Source organism: Herbaspirillum sp. B65, assembly GCF_000333555.1.
Taxonomy (GTDB): Bacteria; Pseudomonadota; Gammaproteobacteria; order Burkholderiales; family Burkholderiaceae_D; genus Herbaspirillum; species Herbaspirillum rubrisubalbicans.
The window spans coordinates 1-1,412 of the sequence record NZ_BADI01000478.1; the positions used below are offsets into that span (position 1 = coordinate 1).

Genomic DNA, 1,412 nt, shown 5'->3' on the forward strand with positions numbered 1-1,412 from the left:
CCTGATGGACGGACATTTCGCTTGGGCCACCCCGGATGACCTGGCCATCCATCCCGACATCGGGCGCTGCGTGCATCTGGTGTCGGCCCACGAGGTGCGCGGCTCCTTTCCGCTGGATGGGGCGTCGGGCGAGAACGTCAAGGAAGTGGTCTATCCGGGTGTGCACTCCGATGTCGGCGGCGGCTATCCGCCCAATGATCAGGGGCGTGCGATCGGCCAGGGGCGGGTGGGCGATGCGCGCAAGCTGTCGCAGATTCCATTGGCGCAGATGTACCGCGAGGCGCTTATCGGTGGCGTGCCCTTGCTGGATGAGGCCGAGATGATCGATCTGCACAAGCGTATGTTCCAGATAGACCCGGCCACACTATCGGCTTTCAATGCCTACGTGGAAGCGACCCGCCAAGGCAGCGGCAAGCCCGAGGGCAGCTTGTGGCTGGTGGAGACTCAGCCGCTGGAGTCACTCAAGACCATCATCCGCCGCCACTATGGCATCTACCTGCGCTGGCGCAAGAGCATGTTGGGCAAGATTCACCTGTTGCCGGGGCTGACACAATCTTTTGATCCCCCGCATAAGAAGGCCCAGGATATCAACGACCAGAAGGTGGTCGATGACGATCTGCTCAGAGAGCTGATACTGGTGCAGACGATGCGGTTGAATGACCGGGACCATGTTCTACCCTATCCGGGCAAGCGCGACGATTGGGACGACGGCGTGTCGCAGGCGTGGTACGACTTCACGCCAGTCAAGCCGGCCGAGAAGCTGTTGTTCGAGACCCTGGTGCACGACTCACGCGCTTGGTTCAAGCCGCTGGGCGACGATGACAAGCTGAGCAATCTGCGCAAGTATCAGGCCGAGACCATGCGCGAGGTCCAGGTGCATCTGGATGAGCTCTCCCAGGAGATCCGTGCGTTGCAGGAGCGGCAGGCCAGCCAGCAGCTACTGCCCGCTCAAGCTGGTCGGCTGGCGGAACTGAAAAAAGAAAGACAGCGCGAGCAGGATCGTCTGGCAGCCTTGCGACAGAACAAGACCCATGTCATCGTCGATGGCGGTCATGAATTCCACTGGATGTGGGGCTATTTGCGCTGGCGGATGATCTATTTCGGTAATCATCCCAAAGCTCGCGAGCAAAAACCAAAACCTGATAAACCCGACCTGCTCTGATCTTGGCCCACCGAGATGTTAAGAAGATAGATTCCATNCACCGCAGCTATTCCAAATTAGCCTGGTCTGGAAAAATGGGTCAGGTCTCACTCTCCATGAACGCATCGCCGCGCGGTGGAGTAAGCGCTTCCCTCTGATGCCAGCAGAATCTCCCCAACGAAGAACCCGTCCGGGACTGGTGNACGGGTTCTTCTGGCCTGCATCGGTGTAGCGAGATGATGTCTACTCCTTTTCACGCCCCGTCATCCCC

1 protein-coding gene is annotated in these 1,412 nt (G+C 59.4%); it reads left to right on the forward strand.

Annotation, left to right across the window (positions count from 1 at the left end; translation table 11 throughout):
• A partial coding sequence (locus I5W_RS11635) for a phospholipase effector Tle1 domain-containing protein (protein ID WP_044529349.1) occupies nt 1-1,162 on the forward strand: 1,162 nt, incomplete at its 5' end.
• Nucleotides 1,163-1,412: the final 250 nt, after the last annotated feature.